This is a genomic window from Streptococcus anginosus (assembly GCF_001697145.1).
In the GTDB taxonomy this organism is placed as follows: Bacteria; Bacillota; Bacilli; order Lactobacillales; family Streptococcaceae; genus Streptococcus; species Streptococcus hominis.
Genome location: NZ_CP012719.1, coordinates 242,196 through 264,736, shown reverse-complemented (window position 1 = coordinate 264,736; position 22,541 = coordinate 242,196). Strand labels below are relative to the sequence as shown.

Below are 22,541 nucleotides of genomic sequence, written 5' to 3'. Positions count from 1 at the left end.
TGGAACAGTTTTGTCCAGACTCGTTTTTATTTATCATTTTCTCAACGATTCTTCGTATCTAACACAATCGTCACCGGTCCGTCATTGACTAACTCAACCTGCATATCAGCTGCGAAAACACCTGTTTTGACAGGTATATCTTGACTTAGCAATTCGTTAAAATCATCATATAACTGACTAGCCAAGTCTGGTTGCGCTGCACCAGTAAATGCAGGACGATTCCCTTTTTTGGTATCTGCGTAAAGGGTAAATTGAGAAATAGAAAGAATCTCTCCCTTTACGTCTTTAATGGACAAGTTCATCTTGTCTTCATCATCTGAAAAAATCCGCATATTGGCAATTTTTCTCGCTGCATACGCCACATCTTCTTGATCATCATCTGGGGCAACACCGACTAACAACAGCAGTCCTTGCTGAATTTGATTATAAAGTTTGCTATCAATCGATACCGAAGCCCGCTTCACACGCTGAATCACTATTTTCATTTTGAACTTTCTAATTTCTGTTACATTTTGTGAGTAAATTTACAAGAACGCAATTCCAGCAAAACATTTCCGCTCTGTTGTCCTCACTTAGCCGTTTGTCCGTTTGACAGAATAAACTTCTGGCACGCTCTTAATCTTATCTACAACTGTCGTGAGCATAGATAAATTAGCGATTCCGAAAGAAACATGGATGTTTGCAAATTTCATATCCTTCGTTGGCTGTGCATTGACAGTAGAAATATTTTTGGTTGTATTGGACAAGACTTGTAGCACATCGTTCAAAAGACCTGCTCGATTCAAACCATAAATATCAATGTGTGCTGTATATTCTTTCGTAGAGGTATTTTCTTCCCATTCGACATCAATCAAACGCTGCTCATAATTTTCCTGCGCCCGCAGATTCATACAGTCCTTACGGTGAATTGCTACCCCACGACCTTTGGTAATGTACCCGACAATCTCGTCACCAGGAACTGGATTACAGCATTTGGCAATCCGTATCAAAAGCCCCGACGCACCTTGGATAATAACGCCGCCCTCATGCTTGACTTTCAGCGTTTCTTTATTCTCCCGTTTCACTTCGCCGCCCTTGACAAGCTCTTCTGCTTCAGCTCTCGCTTTAGCGCGTTCTTCCTCACGGCGTTCTTTTTCTGTCAAACGGTTAAAAATAGAAATCGCACCAATCTCACCAAAACCAATTGCCGCAAAAAGAGCTTCTTCTGTTTTGTAGCTCGTTTTTTGCAGGACTTCTTCCATGTGCTTTTTGTCCATGTATTTATTGGCTACATAGCCATGTTCTTGGAATTGGGCCTGTAAAAGTTCGCGCCCTTTAGAAATGGACAATTCCTTGTCTTGGTTTTTGAAAAATTGACGAATCTTATTGCGTGCCTTGCTTGTTTTTACAACATTTATCCAGTCACGGCTTGGTCCAAAGGAATTGGAACTGGTGATAATCTCGACCTGATCCCCTGTTTTTAACTTCGTAGTCAGTGGCACCATGCGACCATTTACCTTGGCACCGACCGCTTTTTCACCAACTTTGGTATGGATTTCATAAGCAAAATCAATCGGTCCAGAGTCTTTTGGCAACGAGCGGACAGCTCCGTCCGGTGTGAAAACATAGATTTCCTCAGCCAGATAATTTTCTTTGACAGAATCCACAAAATCTTGCGCATCGTTTGATTGGTCTTGGAGTTCCATCATCTCCTTGATCCAGTTCATCCCAATCGCAGATTCTTTGCTATCAACTTGACCTTTAATGCCTTTTTTATAAGCCCAGTGAGCGGCAACCCCGTATTCAGCCACTTCGTGCATCTCTTTCGTCCGAATTTGAAACTCAATCGGACCTTTAGGCCCATAAACGGTGGTGTGAATAGACTGATAACCGTTTGCTTTGCGATTGGCAATATAATCTTTAAAACGCCCGGGCATTGGTCGCCAGAGCTCATGAATATAGCCCAGCATGGCGTACACATCACTTTGCGTATCTAAAATGCAGCGAATGGCAATCAGGTCATAAATTTCATCAAAACGCTTTTTCTTGTCCTGCATTTTCCGATAAATGGAATAAATATGTTTTGGACGACCGTAAATTTCCCCATGAAGATTACGCTCAGACGCATAGGTTTCAATCTTATGAACCACTTCGTCCACTAATTCCTCACGTTCCCGACGCTTTTCCTTCATCAGGTGGGAAATCTTATAAAACTCTGTCGGATTCAAATATCGAAAAGCTAAATCTTCCAATTCCCATTTAACACTCGAAATCCCCAAACGATGAGCTAATGGAGCATAAATTTCCATGGTTTCGCGTGAGATGCGTTCCTGTTTGTCTTTGCGCAGGTGCTTAAGTGTTCTCATATTGTGCAAACGGTCTGCTAGTTTTACCAAAATGACACGGATATCCTTGGACATCGCCATTAGCATTTTGCGGTGGTTTTCAGCCAACTGTTCCTCGTGAGACATATACTTGACTTTACCAAGTTTGGTCACACCATCAACAATCACGCGCACTTCATGTCCAAATTCGCCTTCCAAATCGTCCAAAGTTGCAGCTGTGTCTTCTACAACATCATGTAAAAAACCGCAAGCGACACTGACCGCATCCAACTTTAGCTTAGCTAAAATCCCTGCCACTTGAATCGGATGGATGATATATGGCTCACCTGATTGGCGAAATTGCCCCCGATGCCGATCTACCGCATAGAATAGAGCTTTTTGCACCAAGGTGACATCTTCTGATGATAAATACTTTCTAGTAAGAGCGACCACTTGATCGCCTGTTAAATTCACTTCTTTTGGCATGTTCTCTCTCCAGTTCTTCCTACCATTTTATCACTTTTAAGGCAATATGAAAACAAGGAAACACAGAAGAATGCAAAGCTTCTGTGAGAAATGGCCGATTTTTTTCAAACTGCGATTACATATAAGCCATACCCAGTAAATAGTAATTACTCTAAGTTTAGAAAAAGCCCGCCTTTATATAGGCGGGTTGTGATGGAAGAGGTGATGCTTTTCTGCATGTAGCATATCTCCGATAAATTCAACATAAGCATAAATGAGATAGCAAGCTGATACAACACCTAAAATAGCAATAAACAGCTCAAATAAGGTAGATAAAGACATGATGAACCTCCTCTCCTTACCAAGCAAAAGCAGTTTTCGCAATCTAGCCAGCAGATTTGTTTCCGTGCTTCCATCCTTTCTAGCTAAACTAGATATTTCACTTATATTATACCAAAGTTAGGAGTTAAGAACAATAGAAATGAGAGCTATTAAAGCTACTTTTTCCTACTGTATCAATTCTATCAAAACACTAACTGCACTTAATGCGTAAAGTGGAGCTGTCTCTGTCCGCAAGATACGTGGACCTAGCCCTGCAAGTATAGCTCCTGCTTCTTCCAATGTAGTAATTTCTGCTGGAGACAGACCGCCTTCTGGCCCAAAAACAAATAAAATCCGACTTCCTATTTTGAGTCCTGTCACAGCCTTGACCAAAGCAGCAGACTCCCCCTCTTTGGCAGATTCCTCATAAGCTACAATGACGCGGTCAAACTGGCTCAAACAATCTAAAAAGTCAATTTTCTTCTCAAAAAGTCGGACTTCTGGTACCCGATTGCGTTTGCTCTGCTCGGCTGCTCCCAAAACAATCTTTTCAAGTTTTTCTGCCTTTTTGGCTAATTTCTTACCGTCCCACTTGGCTACAGACCAGTCTGCTGGAAAAGCCCAGATAGCAGTTGCTCCCAGTTCTGTCGCTTTCTGAGCCACCCATTCCAGCTTGTCTCCCTTGGGAAAGCCAGAAGCAACCGTCACATGAATCGGCAGCTCCGCGTTGTCTGGTAATTCTTCTACCAGATTCAACACATGGCGCTCCCTATCCGAAACTCTTGCTAGACGTTTAATGCCATCTTCAAAAACCAGCACCACTTCATCATCTTCTACCAAACGCATCACAGAAAACATATGCTTAAGGGTATCTTTATCTCTGATAATGACAGGATTTTCAACCTGCCCGTTCACAAAATATTGCTGCATCTAACCTCCTATCACTCCTGAAATCTCCTTGGTTTTCTTAAAAACACAGGCATTCCACTCGCCCTGAATCATGTGGGTTTCAAGGAAAAATCCAGCAGCTTCTGCTGACTCCCGTACCAGATTCCATTTCTCAGAGATAATCCCGCTCATAATCAGGTAGCCCTCATCCTTAAGCAAACGGTAAGCATCATCCGTCAGATTTACCAGAATATCTGCCAGAATATTGGCTACAATGACATCAGCCTCGATAGCAACGTCCTTGAGAAGGTCGCCAGCTGCCACGTGAATATTTTCAGTCCCAGCATTCAGCGCAATATTTTCCTGAGCAACACGGACAGCCACATCGTCTAAGTCATAGGCGAAAATCTCCTTGGCACCCAAGAGAGAGCTAGCAATAGAGAGAACGCCAGAGCCAGTGCCTACGTCCAGCACGATTTCTCCGCTCCGCAAGACCTGCTCCAAAGCAAAGAGACTCATCTTGGTGGTCGGATGAGTGCCCGTACCAAAGGCCATGCCAGGATCCAGCTTGATAATCTTCTCACCAGTGGTCACCTCGTAGTCCGTCCAGGACGGCACGATGGTCAAGTCATGGGTGATTCGAGCCGGTTCAAAATATTTTTTCCAATTGTCCGCCCAATCTTCCTCCGCCAGCTGCTGAGTGGTTAGCTGAGTTTTTCCAATCTCCAAACCAAAATCCCTCAGCTGAGCCAACCGCTCTTTCACTTCCTGACGAATCATTTCAAGATTCTCTGTTTCTGGATAATAAGCCGTAATGCCAACCGTATTCAGCTGCTCTACCTGAGGCAACACCTCCCCAAAAGGACCAGCTTCCCCCAGATAATCCGCACTGTCATCAATCGCCACACCTTGACTGCCTAAATCAATCAGAATATTGCTGACTGCTTCTTCCGCCTCACGGCTGACCGTAATGGTTAGTTCTTGCCAAGTGTTCATATGTCATTCCTTTCTTTTAATACTCTTCGTCATATAAACCATATCCATGCCCTCTTGCTCTGGTTCAGTATGCGTTTGATGATAGCCGCATTTTTCATAAAATTTGACCATAGGCTCATCTTGGAAAACCGTACATAAATCCCACTGAGTAATCGTCGAAAATGTTTTCTCAAGCAGGTGAATCCCTTCATAACCATAACCTTTTCGCTGATACTGAGGTAAAATCGCAGCTGTCCCAAGCCAACCTTCTGTTCGCGCATCGTTGGTCTGCAAGCGAAGAAAGCCAACAATTTCCTCTTCGTCTTTGACAAAATAGTAAAAACTATTAGGACGTTCCACCAACTTCCACTTAATCCGCTCCCTATCTTCCAGATACGGGTCATACTGGTCATGATATTTTTCGTAGACAGCTTTAAAACTAGCACGTTGAATATTGATAATGGTTTCTAAATCTGTAGCTTCTGCTTGTTCTATATGAATCATACCTCTTCCTCCAAATAATCTCCCAATCTACTTTTCAACTGTGAGATGACGTTTTCATCCGCTAATAATTCTTCTATATTTACTAATTTGTAGCCCTGTCCTTCGTCACCAAAGACAATCTGATCTATCAGTTCTTGACAGATAGAAGCCACCATGAAAACAGAAACTTTCTCAGGATGAACAAATCCCTGATAACATTTGACCCATGTAATGGATTCCTTTTTGAGTTCAATGCCTAATTCCTCAAAAACTTCTCGCTTGATACACTCAAAAGGCGTTTCACCCTTTTCTCTCCCACCGCCAGGAAAATCCCACATATTGGGATAAGGAATAGTGGGAATATCGTCTCTTAAAATGGTTAAAATTGTATCGCCATGCAGCAAAGCAATTTTACAACCTGAAAAATCAAACGTTTGATACAAAACAGTCATATCACTCATTCTTCCCTACCTCCGTAAAATCAGTGTTCTTCTTAGACACGCTTGTATTTCAGTATCTCGGATATGGATAAAATTCCGTCTCCGTCAGCCTTGCTCTGCCTTTTTCAAAAGCTTCATTATTCCAGACAATTTCAAATTCTTCTGCCACTGGATCTGCTAGAAAGTCCATGAGAGCATCTAACCCTTCTTCGGCCGTCTGCTTCAAAAAGTCCACAAAGTAGGTCAGGAATTCACGAGACAAACCTTTCTTTGGCTCATAAGGGACAACTGTTAGATAATCCTCTATTTCAAAGTGAGACTTAGCAGGGTTATAAAAGAGAACGCTTTCTTCAAAGAAAACATCTTCTGCACTACTTTCCCCATCTATATCTAAAAGTTCTATGCTATTTGCATTTTGCACTTCTAAGAGAAATGACAGCTCTACTGCATGGTTTTTCTTGTCCCAATTGATTTCATAGTCAAATGGAAAGCTTTTCTCCATTTCTTTATCTAATATATCCAAAAATCCATATTTAACCATAGCCAGCCTCTCTCCAATCCTTTAAAATGTGTTAAAATAGATACAACTATAGTAACATAAATTAGAACAGTTGAAAAGAATACCAGTAAGGAGGAAAACGTATGCCAGACAATTTAGCGATTCGCATGCGGCCTAAAAATATCAATCAGGTCATCGGTCAGAAACATCTGGTTGGCGAAGGAAAAATCATTCGTCGCATGGTGGAAGCCAATCGCCTGTCTTCCATGATTCTCTACGGTCCACCAGGGATTGGCAAGACTTCAATTGCCTCGGCTATTGCAGGAACTACCAAATTTGCTTTTCGGACCTTTAATGCTACCGTCGATAGTAAAAAGCGCCTGCAAGAGATTGCAGAAGAAGCCAAATTCTCTGGTGGTTTAATGCTACTGTTAGATGAGATTCACCGCTTGGATAAGACCAAACAAGACTTCCTCCTACCGCTCTTGGAAAACGGTCTAATCATCATGATTGGTGCCACGACAGAAAATCCTTTTTTCTCCGTCACTCCCGCTATTCGCAGCCGGGTACAGATTTTCGAGCTGGAACCTCTGACAAATGATGATATTAAACAAGCCATTCAAACAGCCCTGACGGACACCGAACGAGGTTTTGATTTTCCTGTCCAGCTAGATGATGACGCTCTGGATTTCATTACCACTTCCACCAACGGTGACCTGCGCTCAGCCTTTAATTCTCTAGATTTAGCAGTTCTCTCTACCAAAGAGGATACTGAAGGGGTTCGCCATATCACTCTGGATATTATGGAAAACAGCCTGCAAAAGAGCTACATTACTATGGACAAAGACGGAGACGGGCACTATGACGTTCTGTCCGCCTTACAGAAGTCTATTCGCGGGTCTGATGTCAATGCCAGTCTCCATTATGCAGCTCGCTTGATTGAAGCTGGAGACCTTCCCAGTCTTGCACGACGTCTGACGGTCATCGCTTATGAGGACATTGGTCTGGCAAACCCCGATGCTCAGATTCATACGGTGACTGCACTTGAAGCCGCTCAAAAAATTGGATTCCCAGAAGCTCGCATCCTCATTGCCAACATTGTCATTGACCTAGCGCTCTCTCCTAAGTCCAACTCGGCCTACGTAGCCATGGACAAGGCGCTCTCTGACTTGCGCCAGAACGGAAATCTCGCTATCCCTCGCCATCTACGAGATGGTCACTACGCTGGCAGTAAGGAGCTGGGAAATGCGCAAGATTACAAATATCCACATAACTATCCTGGTAATTGGGTGCAGCAAGACTACCTTCCTGAAAAAATTAAAAATGCCGATTATTTCACTCCGAACGAAAATGGGAAGTACGAACGAGCCCTTGGCATGACTAAAAATAAGATTGAACAACTCAAAAACCACTAAAAAATCATGGTATCGTTTGCAAAAAATCAATTTTTTCTCTTGAATTTTTCAAAAATTGTGGTATCATAATTATAGAAACGCTGTGGTGTACGACTTCACACTTAAGTGTTGACCGACTATTTTTTGTATTATTAGGGAAACAAAAGACTTCTAACAGCTTGCAGGCCGTTTCACGCGGAAGCAGCTTCAGTTAGAGCGAGTTGCCCACCTGCTTAATTGCGCGGGTTCAATACAAATCGTGAAGGTCCGGCACCAATACAGCTTTTTCTGTTGCCTCCTTAGCTCAGTTGGTAGAGCAGTGGACTCTTAATCCATGGGTCACAGGTTCGAGCCCTGTAGGGGGCATAATAAAATTTGGCTCTTTGTCAACTGTAGTGGGTTGATGTCAGCTAAGCTTTAGAGAGGACGAGATTCGTTCTCTCTCTTTTGATGTTCAAAGCGATGAGAATGCGTTTCTTAAAGTTGTCAAAGTTCCTGAATCCAAAAGCGTTTCGCTTAATGACCTTGATGAGATTGTTAGTTGCTTCCAGCTTGGCGTTGGAGTAGGGCAGTTCCAAGGCATTGAGAATCTTGTCTCTGTCCTTCAGAAAAGTTCGAAAAACTGTCTGAAAAATCGGGTGAACATCAGAAATAACCTCCTCAATTAGGTCAAAGAAATAATCAGCTTGCTTTTCCTGAAAGTGAAAGAGCAGGAGCTGGTAAAGCTCATAGTGCTGTCGAAGTTGGTCCGAATAGCTGAGCAGCTGATGGAGAATCTCTTGATTGGTTAAATGCGCCCGAAAAGCTGGTCTGTAAAAACGCTTATGGCTAAGCTTGCGGCTGTCCTGCTGGAGGAGTTTCCAATAGCGTTTGAGGGCTCGGTATTCCTGAGATTTTCGGTCGAATTGGTTCATGATTTGGATGCGGACACGGTTCATAGCTCGGCTGAGGTGCTGGATAATGTGGAAACGATCCAGAACGATTTGGGCATGCGGGAAAAGCTGCTTGGCCAGCTGATAGTAAGGACTGAACATGTCCATGGTCATCACTTTGACCCTCATACGAACCTGTCTAGGATAGCGTAGAAAATGATTTCGAATGACCGCTTGGGTTCTGCCGTCCAGGATGGCTAGGACCTCATTGGTATTAAAATCCTGAGCGATAAAGCTCATCTTCCCTTTCTTGAAGCCATACTCATCCCAGCTCATGATTTCTGGCAGTCTCTGCCAGTTGGTTTCAAATTTGAATTCCTTGAGCTTGCGAATGACGGTTGAGGTCGAGAACGAGAGCCTGTGGGCAATATCAGTCATGGCTTGCTTCTCAACCAATAATTGAGCGATTTTTTGTTTGACTGCAGCGGCAATCTGGTGATTTTTCTGGACGAGGGAGGTTTCAGCGACGGCCATTTTTCCACAGTTTTTACAGCGAAAGCGCCGCTTTTTGAGTCGGATAAGGGTTTTGTATCCTGCTGTCTCCAGATAAGGGATTTTAGAAGGTTTCTGGAAGTCGTATTTGGTCATCTGTCCCTTGCAGGCAGGGCATGGAGGGGCATCATAGTCAAGGTGGGCCAGGATTTCTTTGTGAGTACCGGCATCAAAAAGATTGTCTATTTTGATATTTTGGTCTTCAATTCCAAGAAGTTTTGTGATAAAATCGAGTTGTTCCATATGAGTCTTTCTAATGTGAGTTTGGTCGCTTTTCATTATAGGTCATATGGGACTTTTTGTATACACAAAAATAGCTCCATAATCTCTGCGGTGGTGTTACCCACTACAGAAATTATAGAGCCAAAATTTAAGTAGAAAGCCTATATGATAGGCTTTTTTGTTGTTCTCACTTATAATCTTCTAACCTTGTTATAGTTACAAAAAATAATAAAACAGCCTTTTTTGTTCCACAAAAAGCCATACTAAAATTCTCAAACTATCTATTTCCTTTCTTGACATCTCCCATCAAAAAAGTTAAAACGCTTTCATCCTCAAACTATACTATACAGGGAGGTATTGAAATGAAATTTTCTAATCGTTTACTGCTATTCCTTGCAGGAGTTGTTTTTGTCCTTTTAGCACTTTTCCTATTTACAAACCCAGTAGCTAATCTTGTTGCTTACAGCTGGTGGATTGCATTTGGTTTACTGGTTGCTTCTATAGCAGCTATTTTAGGCTATTTCTCTGTACCAAAAGAGCTTCGCTCACCAGTTTATCTTTTCCAAGGGATTGTTAATCTTCTCTTAGCTCTTTACCTCGTTGCCTATGGCTTTGTGACCCTGCCAGTTGTCATTCCAACTGTTTTAGGAATTTGGTTAATTGTAGAAGCCATTATAGCTTTCTTTAAAGGTAATCGTCTGGGATTGATTTTCCCTATTATTGGTAGCCATATCATGTGGATAGCATTGCTTGCATTTTTACTAGGTCTAGTGATTCTGTTCAATCCAGTAGCTACAAGTGTCTTTGTCGTTTATGTCGTTGCCTTTGCATTTTTAGTTGCTGGCTTCACCTACATTATTGATGCCTTTCGTAAATAATCTAGTTGCTATTTCTATCGCATTCAAAAAAGCTGGGAAATCATATTCTCAGCTTTTTCGTCTCTTTAATTATCACTTTTTCGCATCCCATTCTGCGTAGAATTGCTCTAAGTATTCTTCCAAAAAGTGATGACGACCTATTGCTAATTGCTTAGCATAGTCTGTATTCATCAAATCTTTTAACTTCAACAACTTTTCATAAAAATGTAGAATTGCTGTTCCTTGATTACTTCGATATTCTTCTACCGTCATATCTTCTCGTGGTCGCAAGGCAGGGTCATGAATGGGTCTGCCCGTATATCCAGAATAAGCCATAGCTCGCGCTATTCCAATTGCTCCAATCGCATCTAAACGGTCGGCGTCTTGAACAATTTTCCCCTCCAAAGTGCTGACATTTTTCTGCTGATGTCCACCTTTAAATGACATCGTTGCAATAATCTCCAGTACATGAGCTGTTTCCTCATCTGAAGCCTGATGATTCTGTAGCCATTGCTTGACCTTTTGCAAGCCCACCCCTTCATTCTCATTTAATTTCCCGTCAGCTATATCATGCAGCAAGGCAGCTAGCTCACAAATAAAAACATCTGCTTGTTCTTGTTTAGCAATTTCTACAGCATTGTTTGTGACACGCACAATATGCCACCAGTCATGCCCACTCATCTCGTTTTTCAATTCAGCATAAACAAAATCTCTTGCTTCTTGAAGAATTTTCGCTTGTCTATCCGTTATCATCTATCTCCCTTTTTATTTATATATACAAAAATCTCGAAGTGATTTCGAGACTTTCTTGATTGAATTTATTTCTCAAGCCCAATTGTTCTCATTTTTTCTTGAATTTGTTGGTAGACGTGATTCCAGTCATTTGGATTTGCAATATCTAAATCATCCGTTGCAATTCTCATTTTAGGACTGTAGTTGTAATCCTCATACCAATTTTGATAATGCTTATAAAGCAGTTGATAGTAGTCAGCTAGTCCATTTTCTTCATTTGGTTGCTCATAATTGCGACCGCGTTTTTTGATATTGTTCATAATATGGTCGAAACTACCATCTAAATAAATCAACAAATCTGGCGCTTTCTTAGGCAGACCTTCGATTTCTTCCATCATATTGTCCAAAAGTTCCAAGTAGATATCATACTCTTGCTCACTGATACTTCCCTTGAGTGTATTGATATAAGTAAACAAAGCGTCTTCATAAATAGAACGATCTAGAATATTATTATCGTCATGATAAGCCGCTTTGATCATTTTAAAGCGTTTATTTAGAAAATAAATCTGCAAAGCAAAACCATACTTATCAGGGTCTTCATAATACTTATCCAAAATAGGATTTTCTTCTACAGGCTCAAAAAAAGGCTGTGTCCCTAGTTCCTCGGCTAGTCGATAAGTGTAGGTCGTCTTTCCTACCCCAATCATGCCCGCTAAAATAATCACTATCTTCCTGCACCTCCCAAATCTATCCAATATCAGGTTATCAGCCTCAGCCGAACCACCATATATTGTGCCAAAGAAAATGATAACACAATATATTGATGACGTCAAGATATAAAACTTCTAAATGTATAAACAAAAATAACCTTGTACAAAGAAGCACAATTAGCTCCAATACAAGCGTTATTTTTAGGATTCTCCATTCGTGACAGTAAATTTAATATGCGAATAATCTTTTTCTAAATCTTTCCCTTTCAAAAAAGCTGTCGCATCTTTTTTAATCTGAATGAGGTCAATTCCTTGCGCTTGTGCTGCAAATACACAACCACAATAGCATTGGCGGTAAATGTCGTACTCCTCGCACATTTCGACCGAGCGCTTATAGCCTTGATTTTTCTTGAAATCACTAGGAAGATACTGCGTTGCGTAAACTTTCTGCACTTCAATTCCAACGCTATTGATCGTCTGCGAATTTTTATGAGGGCTGATTGTCAAGGCGCTTCCAAAATAGTCAAATCCCAAATCAACCGCTACTTGCGCTGTCTTATCCAAGCGATAATCATAGCAAACTTTACAACGATCGCCACCTTCCGGCTCTTCTTCCAAACCGTGTACTGTTCGGAAAAATTCTTGTGGCTCATAGGGGGCTTCTAAATATTGAACATGATTACCAGTATTTTCATTAAAATCGTGAACAAATTTTTGGGCAACATAGGCACGACGCTGGTATTCTGCTTTGGGATGAATATTTGAATTGGCAAAATAAACCGTCACGTCCGCATACTTGGTCAAATACTCCAGCGTATAAGTGGAGCAAGGTGCACAGCAGGTGTGCATTAAAATCGTAGGACGCTTCTGGTCCGCCTCCCAAACTTTGACCATTTTTTGCATCACGCGGTCGTAATTGATCTTTTGATTGGGATTCATCTTGCTCAGAATGGCTTCAACATCAATCATCGTTTTCTCCTTAGAAATGTATCACTATTTTACCACAGAAAGGGAGTAGTGACAAATAGACAGAATAGAATATCATTCTCATGACAACACGAATTTATTCAGCAAGAGAGAATAAATCTCTAATATTCAATGAACAATCATTCTGTTTCGTTTGTCTTCTCTGTACCTATCTTATGTGCCCAAACTAAAAAATAATAAAAAGAGAAGCGAGCTTGGATTTATTGAATCCATCACCACTTCTCTTTTTAATATCCTTGAGGACACGCTTACACTTTAATATAAAAGTAATCTTGTACAAAATTGAACATGATTAAGAACTGTATTTCTTAAACTACATCATTCCACCCATCATGCTTGGATCCATTGCTGGAGTTGGGCTAGCTGGTTCTGGTTGGCTGGCAACAACTGCTTCTGTTGTCAAAATGAGGCTAGCTACTGAAGCTGCATTTTGAAGGGCAGAACGAGTGACTTTGACTGGGTCAATGATCCCTGCTTCAATCATGTTAACCCATTCGCCAGTTGCAGCATTAAAGCCTGTACCAACTTCAGAGTTTTTCAAACGGTCAATGACGATCGAGCCTTCAAATCCTGCATTGAGAGCGATTTGACGAACTGGTTCTTCCAAAGCACGAAGAACGATATTACGACCTGTTGCTTCATCACCTGATAAGTCTAAGGCTTCAACAGCATTTAAAACATTCACAAAGGCTGTTCCACCACCTGAGACAATTCCTTCTTCAACAGCGGCGCGAGTTGCATTGAGGGCATCTTCAATGCGGAGTTTCATTTCTTTGAGTTCTGTTTCTGTTGCAGCACCCACTTTGATGACTGCCACACCACCTGATAATTTCGCCAAACGTTCTTGTAGTTTTTCTTTGTCAAATTCAGATGTAGCACTTTCAATTTGCGATTTAATGACAGCCACGCGGTTAGCAATCGCTTCAGCAGCTCCTGAACCTTCCACAATCACTGTGCTATCTTTGTCGACAGTAACTTTTGAGGCTTGTCCAAGTGCTTCAATGGTTGCATCTTTCAATTCTAGACCAAGATCTTCTGTAATCACTGTACCGCCAGTCAGAATCGCAATATCTTCTAACATAGCCTTACGACGGTCACCGAAGCCTGGCGCTTTCACAGCGACTACATTGAAAGTACCGCGGATTTTATTTAACACAAGAGTTGGAAGAGCTTCACCGTCTACATCATCTGCGATAATCAATAATGGACGACTAGTCTTCAAGATATTTTCCAACAAAGGAAGAATTTCTTGGATATTAGAAATCTTCTTATCTGTAATCAAGATATATGGATTATCTAAATCAGCAACCATTTTTTCATTATCTGTTACCATGTATTGAGAAAGATAGCCACGGTCAAACTGCATACCTTCCACAACATCAAGCTCTGTTTCCATTCCTTTTGATTCTTCAATAGTGATGACACCGTCGTTGCCAACTTTTTCCATAGCTTCAGAAATGTATTCTCCGACTTTTTCAGAACGTGATGAGACAGCTGCAACTTGCGCAATCGCTTCTTTATTAGAAACCGGAACAGAATTTGCTTTTAAGGCTTCAACAGCTGTTGCAACAGCTGTTTCAATACCACGACGAATGCCAATTGGGTTTGCACCAGCCGTTACATTTTTGATTCCTTCGCGAACAATGGCTTGGGTCAAGACAGTCGCAGTAGTTGTTCCGTCACCAGCGATATCATTAGTTTTTGAAGCAACTTCTGACACCAACTTAGCGCCCATATTTTCAAAATGATCTTCGAGTTCAATTTCTTTTGCAATAGTCACACCGTCATTTGTGATGAGTGGTGAGCCAAATGATTTTTCAAGAACAACATTGCGTCCTTTAGGTCCTAAGGTTACTTTAACGGTATCTGCCAAAATATCAACACCACGTACCATAGCACTTCTTGCATCTGCTGAAAATTTAATATCTTTTGCCATTTTTACAATTCCTCTTTCTATAAATGTTTAATTTATTCAACAATCGCTAGAATATTTGTCTCATTGACAACGAGATACTTTTCTTCGCCGTCTTTGACTTCAATTCCTGCATGGCTTTCAACGAGAACAGTATCATCGGCCTTCACGCTTGGAGCAACGAGTTCACCGTTGAGCGTACGAATTCCTTCCCCGACAGCTATAACTTTTGCCGTCTTCGTTGCATCTTGTCCTGCTCCTGCAATGACAAAGCCACCAACTTTTTGTTCTCTTTCTTCTACTTTTAGGACCACACGGTCGCCTAATGGTTTAAGCATTTGTTTACCTCCAATATCTTGTTTTAGCACTCTACAAGTGCGAGTGCTAATATTTACATTTTCTATTGTATCACTTGGTCAGAAATAGTCAAGAAAAAAACTCTGTCAAACGACAAAGTTTTTAGGGGGAAAGCAAATAAATTTTTATCGAACCAATCTTAATTTTTCTTCAAAATCATCAATGACTCTTTGAAGATTCAGTCGTCCTTTGTAAATACCATAACCAAAGACAAGCATGGCTAATATTCCCAACACTGCTAGGATCATTCCAAGAACAAAGGCAATGAGATTGATTTGACGGAAAAAATAGACCAGAACAAGACCGATACTAGCAATGGTAAAGAAGAGACTAAACCAACGTCCGAGATTTTCAATCATGTGTTTTTGATATTGAATTTCCGTTTCATAGCCTTGAATCAATTCTTGTTCTGTCATAATTTTCTCCTATTTTTAGTATTTCAATCCTGGGTTGAAGAACCCAACCAATACACCAAGGAAGGCTACTACAACGAGAAGCAACATTACTTTAATTGGTGAAAGGTTTTTCTTCGCCATCAACCACCAGCAAAAGACGATAAACAAAGCTGTCAATAAACCTGGATAAACACCGTCTAATTGGCTTTGTAAAACCAAGAAGGCTTTCCCTGAAGAATCTTTCAATTTGAAAGCTGTCTTAACAGGTACCCATGTCGCTGCAACCGCACCGATGACCATACCACCAATGATAGACACAGACTTACGGATAGCTTGTCCTTGAGGGCCTACAAGAAATTCAACTGCTTTATCTCCTAGTTCGTACCCTTTAAAGTAGGCGAATTTCATACCAAAGTAGGCGAGCAAGTTCCAAACCACGATATAGAAAATCGCACCAAGTGGTGAGCCACCATTTGACAAACCGAGAGCAATACCTAGTATAATCGGAATCAAGGTACCAACAATCAGTGAATCACCAATTCCTGCAACAGGTCCCATGAGACCAGCACGAAGACCGTTAATTGTTTCATCATCTACTCCATCAGCCCCATTCGCACGCGCTTCTTCTAAACCTGCTGTAATCCCTACAATCAATGCACCTAATTGCGGCTCCGTGTTAAAGAATGCGGTGTAGGTGTGCATTGCTTTTGCTTGATCTTCTTTTTTAGAATATAATTCTTCCACAATTGGTAGCATTGAAGCCAGATATCCAAAGGTTTGCATGTGTTCTTGTGAGAAGCAAGTTAAGTTCCCATAATACCAATGATGAAAAGATTTTCCTAATGTTTTTTTCGTTAATTTAACCATTTTAAATATCCTCCTCATCGTCATCATCAAAACTTGCACTAGCAGCCGCTTGTGCTCTTACATTTTTCGCCATTTGAATTTCATAGAATAATACTGCAAAGATTAATGAAATGACTGCACAAGATACAAGGTTAAGTCCTAATGAAGCTGCTAAAGTAAATCCAACAAAGAATGGAATGAAATCAACAGCTTTTTCAACGATTTGTTTTAAGAGGATGGCAATTCCGACACATGGAAGGAGAGAGCCGACCGTAAAGAGGGTTTTCATTGGAATACCATCCAATGGAAGAGCTGTTTTTAAAGCAGTAACCGCATCGGCACCTAATTTACACATAATAAGCGTTGGCAAGAATGAGAATACTAAATGGGAAATCCATGGGAAGCCCCAGTCTACCACATATAAGCGTTTAAATTCACCTTTTTCAACAGCTTTCCAGCCAATATGTTGCCAAAGTAGATTCATAGTAGCTGTACCATAGAAAAGAACTGTACCGACTGTACCAACGAGTGTTCCCATTGATTTAGCCAAGTTAGCAGCATCTGCAGAATCAAGTGACAGTCCTTGTGATTGAATAGCAACCATTGCCAGAGGAATCCCAATATAAGAAACCGCACGAACGTCAGCTGAAACAGTACCGCCAGGTGTTACCAAAGCAATGTAAACAAGTTGCATCGCAACCCCACAGATGATACCTAATTTCACATCTCCTAGGATCAGTCCTGAAACGAGACCACCTACAAGTGGGCGTCCAAGAGTATAGTTACCAATGGATGTACCACCTAGTCCAGGCATGGATGATAGACAGGCAAATAACCCTAATAAAGCGGCTTGAAACCACGAAATTGTCATAATAAAGCCTCCTTAATGCTTATTATATTTTATTAAAAACCGAATTTAGACTTGAAATCGTCCCAATAGCCAATAGACACATCTGGTAAGAGTTGGAATTTCACTTTATAGCCAGCTTTTTGAATTGCTTCAAGTGCTTCTGCTTCTTCCTGTGTAATGGATTGATTGTTTCCCAATTTAGTAGCACCCGGACGATCATTAGCTGGACCAACGATGATTTCTTTGATATCACCAGGCACAAAACCTTGATCAACTAGTATTTCTTTCATATCAATTGGATTTTTAGTAATCAAGAAATAGCGACTATCGGAATCCAATACCTTTTGTGATTTTTCTTTCCATGCTTCTTTTGTCCAAACAAATGTTTTTTTATCAGAAGCTGCTTTGTAGGCTTGTTTCAAAACTGCATTTCCTGCTGCAGCATTATTGACAGCAACTAAGCCGTCACAAGGATATTCTTTTGCCCAACGAGTTACTGTTTGACCGTGAATCATACGGTCATCAATACGTACAAATGAAATTGTCATGATAAATCTCCTTTTATTTCTTCTTAAATATCATCTTCGTCATCTTCATCACTAGCAGTCACATCAAATTCTTGCAGAGCTGCGGATGCTTCTGAGAGAATGGCTTGTGCCAAGTCTTTTCCTTCCAACATATCCTTCATTACTAAGCCTGTGAGTGCCATTGTCAAATTGAGACCACCAAGTACGACTGCCGTGTTTAACTTACCAAGTTCTGACAAAACGTTGCAAGCTGTCGTCAAAGGGCTTCCTCCGACAATGTCTGCCAACACCAAAACCGTATCTTCTGTTCCCAGATTTGCTAACGCTTGACGAAAGTCAAGAGCGAAATCATCAACAGACTTGCCTTCTTTCAGACCTACTGCAATGACTTGGTCGGTCTTATCACCAGCAAACATCTTCAATGAGCTTTGCACACCTTCTGCTAGTCCACCATGACTGACTAGTACTAGATATTTCATGTTCTTTCCCCCTTCATTTCTGTCTTTATTTTACTAAATCTGGAACCGGTTTCACATTGTCAAATGTCACTTTGTAAAGATGACATTTGTTAGTTAAAATATGACAAATGTCATATAGTTTTTCAAAAAGAAAAATAGCCAGCTTTGAGCTAAATCTCTCATCTGACTATTTTGATATTTATTCTTCGTTAAATCTCTATTTGCCTGTTTCTTCCATTTCCCTTTGAATACTTGGTAAGATACTGTCTATTTCATTGTTTTTGAGAGCATTTCCTAGTAAATAATCCAGTCGTTCCAAAGAATGATAATCTAAGTCTCTGCTAATATCTAACACCGAATGCTTCATCATATGATCCAGTCGTTGCGATGTCAGCGAATCTAGCCCCAAATCATCTGCCTGTAAAATCTTTTTCGTCTGACTGCTTTTGACAACTGATGTCAAGACAGAGGTCCCTTGTGATTTTGCAAATAGTTCTTGCTGATTTTTTTGATTTTGACACAGCAATTTCATAAACTCCCAAGCTAATTTATCCTGTTTTGTCTTTGAAGACATAGCAAAAAGAGACGTTTTCACTTGGGTCGCAGGAATGCCCGCTTTAGCGGCTGGCATAGGAATGCAGGTCCAAGAAAATCTAGAATATTTTGCCACATGGTAGGGATAGGGTTTATAGGTTCGATATTGAGCCAAACTCATGGGATAAAAGGCTACCTTACCTTCATCAAAATCATTTGACGTTACCTTGTACCGTTGATTTAATGAATCCAATTTACTGATAAAGGAGAGTGCTTGATGCATTTCCACACTATCAACATTGACACCACTTTGATTTCTCAAATGCCCCTTATAAGCTACCAGAGCCTGTTTCCAAGTATAATCCGTAATGCCATACTGGTCAATCAAACCGTCACCATTTGTATCCTTTGTGACTTTTTGACAAATTGCATATAAGTCTTCTAAAGTCCAATTGGAATCAGGAATCGAAATGCCTTCTTTTTCCAGCAAATCCTTATTGACACACATCATGATAGGATTGCTTTCAATCGGTAAAGCATAACTGTGTCCCTGATATAGCCCAGCTTGATAAGCAACTGGATAGTAAGCCGCAGCCTCCTCTTTACTAATCAAAGAATCCAAGGATTTAAAAGCCCCAGAAGCCGCTAACATAGAAAAATCATTTTCAGGCACCATAAACACATCTGGTTGTTCACCTTTTAGAATCTTTTCTGCTAGCCAATTGTCATAGTCCTTTTTAGGAATGCCGCTCTCATAGACGACTTTGACATTGGGATGTGACTTTTCAAATTGGCGGATAATATTGTCTAATACTCTATTCTCACGACTATTCGGAACGTCCCAGCTGCTGCCTGCATACACTCCAATTCGCAAAATCTTTTTTTGATTGGAAGTCCATAAAACAAAGCTAAGGGTCACTAAAAGGAGAGCCGAGACGAACATCGTCAAATACCTCATCCGCCACTTCATTTGTCATTGTCCTTACTAAAATCACGTTGGGTAACACCTGTCTGCACAGCCCAAATAGCTAATTGCGTGCGATCTCGCAAATTTAATTCCGCCAGAATGCCTGACAAGTAATTCCGCACTGTCCCTTCAGACAAGAACAACTTCGCTGCAATTTCCTTGTTTGAAACTCCAAAACCAATTTGTTGGATAATCTTCCACTCAGTCTGACTCATGTCTTCCACATTTTCTTCGGCAACAGAAATAGCAAAATTTGACTGTGCCATTTGTGAAAAGATTTTAAACACTTTGGTAGCAATGTTGGGGTTAATCATAGCACCACCTTTGTAAACCGTTTGAATGGCTTGGTGCAATTCTTCAGTAGAAACTCCTTTTAAAATGTAACCAGAAGCGCCATATTTCAATGCTGAAAAAATGAAATCATCATCATCGAAAGTTGTTAGAATGATAATTTTGATATCTGGATATTGTTCTTTGACCGCCTTTGTACAGAGAACGCCATCCATAACAGGCATTCGAATGTCCATCAAAATCACATCTGGATGTATATGGTGAAGTTTTTCGAGCACTTCCTTGCCGTCACCGACTGTTCCCACCACTTCAATATCTGAATGAGCCGATAAAATAATTTGTAAAGACTCACGAATCAAGGCTTGATCATCTGCAATTAAAACTTTAATCATTCTTTCCTCCTATTTTCGGAATTTCAATATAGGTATAGAAACCGTTGCGATTTTCAAAATGAACATTCCCACCAATAATCGCCAAACGCTCCTGCATTTGTTTGAGACCGAAACCATAGTGAAGCTCATCAAAGCCGACCCCATCGTCTTGTATGGTCATGATATAATTCTCTTTTTCTAACAATTCAATCCAAATCGTCTTAGCATGTCCATGCCGCACCGAATTTGTAATGGACTCCTGAATCACCCGAAAGACAATATCCTCTTTTGCAACATCCAAATCAATCGTGTCCCATTCATAGAGAAAATGAATTTCTAAATTAGAAATGGCTTCATATTCTCGAATAATTTTGAGCAATGCTTCTTTTAAACTATTGTTTTCTAGAGCGCCGGGACGCATTTTATTGAGCGAGCCTCGCACATCACGGATACCGTCTCGCACAACCACAGAAACATTTTCTAACTGCTCCTTAGCACGATTTTTGTCAATATCCACCAATACTTTAACCGCATCAATCCCAGCTGAAATTCCTGTCAAAGCATGCCCTAATGTATCATGGATTTCTCTGGCAATCCGCTTTCTTTCACGGTCTTCCGCAATTTTTTCAGATAAGGCTAAATAACTATTTAACTCACGATTGGCTTGCGCTGCCATCCGCAGCTCTTCTTCAATATGGTGCTTTTCGGTCATTGCAGATAAAATATAGAATAGCAAAGAAATCATAAAGACAACCAGATTTAGTGAAAAGAGAAAATTCTTTCCAAAAAGGAGTGCCATGCGAATAGATTCTGGACAAAAGCGAATATAAGTATCTAACGAAGGCAATTTAACAAAAAGCGACATCAAGTCATAGTTGGATACGAGCAACATACTAAAGCTCAAAACGATAAAAGAAAACCAATATTTCCGATCTTTGGAGGTGTTAAATTCCTTAGAACCGTAAAAAATATCCGCAAAAACCAATAGAATCAGACCATTATAAGAAGAATACAAGACAGCAAAAATAACCAACATCAGCAAAATCTCAATAATAGTTACTTTATCATAAACAGATAGCTGATTTGGATGCTTCTCACGGTAATAAAAAACCAATAATAAGCAAGCATAAAAGGCAATCGACATCCAAAAACTAAAGCTCGGCGAGCCTGGGATAGCATCCAAACGCCCCAATAGTGAATGAGCATAACCTCTTGCGACCACGTAATTTGTTGCAAAAAGATAAATAGAGGCATTATAAACAATGGCAACGAAATTGATGACCATTAAAGCAATCTTGCTATAAAAAATACTTTTATTTCGTCTCATTATTGCCACCCTGTAATTGTATATTGCCCGATATTATCTTTATTCACCAAATGAACAGGAATGAGATATTCCTCTTTGTAGGCTTGATGCTTCATCATGTGCTCAATCACTTCTGTCACCTTTCTACCCATTTGAATCGGAGACTGGGCAACCGTTCCTTGAATATCATTGGTGTTGGCAAGGAAATTCTTAATATCAGGCGAGCCATCTACGCCATAAATTGCAATCTTGTCTGTCACACCTTGATCTTTTATGGCTGCGAGAGCTCCGATTGCAGCACGATCATTTAAAGACATGACCACATTAAATTGCATTCCTTCGTTCAATGCTTTTTTTACTTGAGGCATACTTTCTTCCGTCTGCCCCAATGTTTCCCGCTTAGAAACCACCTGATAAGCAGGATGCCCTTTAATCGTATCTAAAAATCCTTGAATCCGATCCATCGCAGACACAGCGTTATGATGTTCCAATAGTAAAATCTTCGCACTTGACAATCGTTTCATCATATCGTTTGCTATCAACACACCGGCTTGATAATTGTCTGACACAATAGTAGTATCAACTTTAGCATCTTTGCTAACAGGTGCATCCACAACAATAATCTTGATTCCCGCTTTTCTGGCTTTATTTAAAGAAGTCAGAATCTTTGGACTGTCACTCTTAACTGGGTTTATAACAATCACATTTACTCTTTCTTGAACAAAATAATCAATCTGCTGACTTTGCTTGTCTTCGTCTAATTCTGGGTCCCGCACATAAAGTCGACTTCCTTGTTGATTGGTTTTTTTCTCAATTTCAGCATTTAAGGTTTTATAAAAATCATTGTTCATCGTCATATAGGTCGCTCCTATCTTGACCTGCTTGCTATCTGATGAATTCCCTTTTACATAGAGGAAAACTAAGCCAGCCAATACAAGGACAAACAGAAAAAATAATAGATATTTACGATAATAGCGATATTGCTTTTGTCCTTTACCTGCTCCCATTTTTTCTCCTTATCAACATC

The 22,541-nt window shown here is 40.5% G+C and carries 25 protein-coding genes and 1 tRNA gene; 3 read left to right on the top strand and 23 right to left on the bottom strand.

Features of this window, described 5'->3' with window-relative positions:
* Positions 1–41: 41 nt before the first annotated feature.
* From dtd to SanJ4206_RS01315, 8 genes are all read right to left on the bottom strand, one after another.
* Positions 42–485 carry a D-aminoacyl-tRNA deacylase gene (gene dtd / locus SanJ4206_RS01345; RefSeq protein ID WP_003028895.1) on the bottom strand — a complete coding sequence of 148 codons (444 nt, stop codon included), beginning with the start codon at positions 483–485 and terminating at the stop codon, positions 42–44.
* An 87-nt stretch (positions 486–572) separates the two neighbouring features.
* Complete coding sequence (locus tag SanJ4206_RS01340; RefSeq protein ID WP_003028897.1) at positions 573–2,789, bottom strand: RelA/SpoT family protein; 2,217 nt, start codon at positions 2,787–2,789, stop codon at positions 573–575.
* A 174-nt stretch (positions 2,790–2,963) separates the two neighbouring features.
* Positions 2,964–3,110: a hypothetical protein gene (locus SanJ4206_RS09825; protein ID WP_003028899.1), complete on the bottom strand. Its 147-nt coding sequence runs from the start codon at positions 3,108–3,110 to the stop codon at positions 2,964–2,966.
* Between the two features lie 165 nt (positions 3,111–3,275).
* The gene (locus SanJ4206_RS01335; RefSeq protein WP_003028900.1) at positions 3,276–4,019 is read right to left on the bottom strand and encodes a 16S rRNA (uracil(1498)-N(3))-methyltransferase; all 744 of its coding nucleotides are present in this window, start codon (positions 4,017–4,019) and stop codon (positions 3,276–3,278) included.
* Positions 4,020–4,973 (bottom strand): 50S ribosomal protein L11 methyltransferase, encoded by a 954-nt coding sequence (gene prmA / locus SanJ4206_RS01330; protein ID WP_003028901.1) that lies wholly within the window; start codon positions 4,971–4,973, stop codon positions 4,020–4,022.
* Between the two features lie 3 nt (positions 4,974–4,976).
* Positions 4,977–5,456, bottom strand: coding sequence for a GNAT family N-acetyltransferase (locus SanJ4206_RS01325; RefSeq protein WP_003028902.1), 480 nt, complete (start codon positions 5,454–5,456; stop codon positions 4,977–4,979).
* The gene (locus SanJ4206_RS01320; protein WP_003028903.1) at positions 5,453–5,896 is read right to left on the bottom strand and encodes an NUDIX hydrolase; all 444 of its coding nucleotides are present in this window, start codon (positions 5,894–5,896) and stop codon (positions 5,453–5,455) included. Before SanJ4206_RS01320 ends, SanJ4206_RS01325 begins: the two co-directional genes overlap by 4 nt.
* A gap of 49 nt (positions 5,897–5,945) precedes the next feature.
* Positions 5,946–6,416: a DUF3013 family protein gene (locus SanJ4206_RS01315; protein WP_003028904.1), complete on the bottom strand. Its 471-nt coding sequence runs from the start codon at positions 6,414–6,416 to the stop codon at positions 5,946–5,948.
* Between the two features lie 101 nt (positions 6,417–6,517).
* On the opposite strand from SanJ4206_RS01315, the gene SanJ4206_RS01310 reads away from it, so the two are divergent.
* Positions 6,518–7,789, top strand: a complete 1,272-nt coding sequence (locus SanJ4206_RS01310; RefSeq protein WP_003028906.1) for a replication-associated recombination protein A — start codon at positions 6,518–6,520, stop codon at positions 7,787–7,789.
* Between the two features lie 272 nt (positions 7,790–8,061).
* Positions 8,062–8,134 (top strand) — tRNA-Lys (locus tag SanJ4206_RS01305).
* Positions 8,135–8,178: 44 nt separating this feature from the next.
* Here the strand turns inward: SanJ4206_RS01305 and SanJ4206_RS01300 are convergent.
* Positions 8,179–9,435: an ISL3 family transposase gene (locus SanJ4206_RS01300; RefSeq protein ID WP_157622003.1), complete on the bottom strand. Its 1,257-nt coding sequence runs from the start codon at positions 9,433–9,435 to the stop codon at positions 8,179–8,181.
* Between the two features lie 341 nt (positions 9,436–9,776).
* Here SanJ4206_RS01300 and SanJ4206_RS01295 point away from each other — a divergent pair, with 341 nt between their 5' ends.
* The gene (locus SanJ4206_RS01295; protein ID WP_003028540.1) at positions 9,777–10,292 is read left to right on the top strand and encodes a DUF308 domain-containing protein; all 516 of its coding nucleotides are present in this window, start codon (positions 9,777–9,779) and stop codon (positions 10,290–10,292) included.
* Positions 10,293–10,364: 72 nt separating this feature from the next.
* Here SanJ4206_RS01295 and SanJ4206_RS01290 read toward each other — a convergent pair whose 3' ends face one another.
* The 14 genes from SanJ4206_RS01290 to SanJ4206_RS01225 form a co-directional block, all read right to left on the bottom strand.
* Positions 10,365–11,024, bottom strand: coding sequence for an HD domain-containing protein (locus tag SanJ4206_RS01290; RefSeq protein WP_003028539.1), 660 nt, complete (start codon positions 11,022–11,024; stop codon positions 10,365–10,367).
* A gap of 65 nt (positions 11,025–11,089) precedes the next feature.
* Positions 11,090–11,728, bottom strand: a complete 639-nt coding sequence (locus SanJ4206_RS01285; protein ID WP_022525275.1) for a deoxynucleoside kinase — start codon at positions 11,726–11,728, stop codon at positions 11,090–11,092.
* Positions 11,729–11,914: 186 nt separating this feature from the next.
* Positions 11,915–12,682 carry an epoxyqueuosine reductase QueH gene (locus tag SanJ4206_RS01280; protein WP_003028537.1) on the bottom strand — a complete coding sequence of 256 codons (768 nt, stop codon included), beginning with the start codon at positions 12,680–12,682 and terminating at the stop codon, positions 11,915–11,917.
* A gap of 331 nt (positions 12,683–13,013) precedes the next feature.
* Positions 13,014–14,636: a chaperonin GroEL gene (gene groL, locus SanJ4206_RS01275; protein WP_022525276.1), complete on the bottom strand. Its 1,623-nt coding sequence runs from the start codon at positions 14,634–14,636 to the stop codon at positions 13,014–13,016.
* A 32-nt stretch (positions 14,637–14,668) separates the two neighbouring features.
* Complete coding sequence (gene groES / locus SanJ4206_RS01270; protein ID WP_003070727.1) at positions 14,669–14,950, bottom strand: co-chaperone GroES; 282 nt, start codon at positions 14,948–14,950, stop codon at positions 14,669–14,671.
* A gap of 144 nt (positions 14,951–15,094) precedes the next feature.
* Positions 15,095–15,385 carry a hypothetical protein gene (locus SanJ4206_RS01265; protein WP_003028533.1) on the bottom strand — a complete coding sequence of 97 codons (291 nt, stop codon included), beginning with the start codon at positions 15,383–15,385 and terminating at the stop codon, positions 15,095–15,097.
* Positions 15,386–15,400: 15 nt separating this feature from the next.
* Positions 15,401–16,231 (bottom strand): PTS system mannose/fructose/sorbose family transporter subunit IID, encoded by an 831-nt coding sequence (locus SanJ4206_RS01260; RefSeq protein WP_022525277.1) that lies wholly within the window; start codon positions 16,229–16,231, stop codon positions 15,401–15,403.
* Between the two features lies 1 nt (position 16,232).
* Positions 16,233–17,081, bottom strand: a complete 849-nt coding sequence (locus tag SanJ4206_RS01255) for a PTS mannose/fructose/sorbose/N-acetylgalactosamine transporter subunit IIC (RefSeq protein ID WP_003028530.1) — start codon at positions 17,079–17,081, stop codon at positions 16,233–16,235.
* A gap of 32 nt (positions 17,082–17,113) precedes the next feature.
* On the bottom strand, positions 17,114–17,608 hold the full coding sequence (locus tag SanJ4206_RS01250; RefSeq protein WP_003028529.1) for a PTS sugar transporter subunit IIB: 495 nt from the start codon (positions 17,606–17,608) through the stop codon (positions 17,114–17,116).
* A gap of 23 nt (positions 17,609–17,631) precedes the next feature.
* The gene (locus SanJ4206_RS01245) at positions 17,632–18,066 is read right to left on the bottom strand and encodes a PTS sugar transporter subunit IIA (RefSeq protein WP_003028528.1); all 435 of its coding nucleotides are present in this window, start codon (positions 18,064–18,066) and stop codon (positions 17,632–17,634) included.
* Between the two features lie 196 nt (positions 18,067–18,262).
* Positions 18,263–19,549, bottom strand: a complete 1,287-nt coding sequence (locus SanJ4206_RS01240; RefSeq protein ID WP_037593416.1) for an ABC transporter substrate-binding protein — start codon at positions 19,547–19,549, stop codon at positions 18,263–18,265.
* Positions 19,546–20,229 carry a response regulator transcription factor gene (locus SanJ4206_RS01235; protein WP_003028525.1) on the bottom strand — a complete coding sequence of 228 codons (684 nt, stop codon included), beginning with the start codon at positions 20,227–20,229 and terminating at the stop codon, positions 19,546–19,548. Before SanJ4206_RS01235 ends, SanJ4206_RS01240 begins: the two co-directional genes overlap by 4 nt.
* Complete coding sequence (locus tag SanJ4206_RS01230) at positions 20,222–21,535, bottom strand: sensor histidine kinase (RefSeq protein WP_003028524.1); 1,314 nt, start codon at positions 21,533–21,535, stop codon at positions 20,222–20,224. Before SanJ4206_RS01230 ends, SanJ4206_RS01235 begins: the two co-directional genes overlap by 8 nt.
* Complete coding sequence (locus tag SanJ4206_RS01225) at positions 21,535–22,521, bottom strand: sugar ABC transporter substrate-binding protein (RefSeq protein WP_003028523.1); 987 nt, start codon at positions 22,519–22,521, stop codon at positions 21,535–21,537. Before SanJ4206_RS01225 ends, SanJ4206_RS01230 begins: the two co-directional genes overlap by 1 nt.
* Positions 22,522–22,541: the final 20 nt, after the last annotated feature.